Here is a 679-nt window from a genome sequence, read left to right as displayed (position 1 = left end):
TGTTCGTTCTGAACGGCTTCGGTCTGATTTGGGATGAGATATCGTTTCGCGCGCCGGCGGAGCAATGCGCTGTTTTTGTCATTTCGCAATCCATGTCGGGCAAGTGGCCGCCTTACCGGCTCTTGTCAGTGCGTAGGCGCGCGATAGTTTTTGTGGGGAAGGGACTTCGATCAAAAGGAGCCGACGATGGAACACCAAACTCTAAGTCAATTGCAGACAATTGCAGAAGTAGAACCCCTCTCGACATACCCGATCATGACCCGGCAACAGCGTATTGAGCGCTGGGCAGAGTTGCTGGCACAACATCCCGAGCGACGCCTGAGAGCCCTTACCGGCACTGAGTATCTGAAGCGGGAAGCCCGCGACGCAGCACGCGGTGAGGGCTCGCCAATTACAGTGGCCTTCGAGGACCCGCTACTGCGTGCGTTAGGCCTGAAGGATGACACCTATGGGGAAGCAAAGCGCTTCTTCGAACTGTCTGACGGTGAGTTGCATGACATCGTCTGCAGTTGCCATGTCGGAACCACGTTCAGAGGGCAGTGGGCTGCCGCTAGAGTCCGCCGGTCGATTGGAGGGAACAGGTTTCTTAAGTGGCTTAGAGAGAGAATGTGGCACTGAGATCGCCAAGGACGGCGATTGAAGCTCGTTTCAAGCGAGGTGGATGAACGATTGGGCGCCA

Annotated in this window: 1 protein-coding gene; it reads left to right on the top strand. The window is 56.3% G+C overall.

The window, feature by feature from the left end; all coding sequences use genetic code 11:
- Nucleotides 1-186: 186 nt before the first annotated feature.
- Nucleotides 187-618, top strand: coding sequence for a hypothetical protein (locus EOA19_RS34990; RefSeq protein ID WP_023811898.1), 432 nt, complete (start codon nt 187-189; stop codon nt 616-618).
- The last annotated feature ends 61 nt before the right edge of the window (nt 619-679 follow it).

The sequence above is a fragment of the Mesorhizobium sp. M7A.F.Ca.US.010.02.1.1 genome (assembly GCF_004023085.1).
Classification (GTDB): Bacteria; Pseudomonadota; Alphaproteobacteria; order Rhizobiales; family Rhizobiaceae; genus Mesorhizobium.
This window is presented reverse-complemented; position numbering and strand designations above follow the sequence as displayed.

What these genes read in the sequence shown, in the direction of transcription:
- EOA19_RS34990 (WP_023811898.1), top strand. Translation starts at nt 187, where the DNA reads ATGGAACACCAAACTCTAAGTCAATTGCAGACAATTGCAGAAGTAGAA.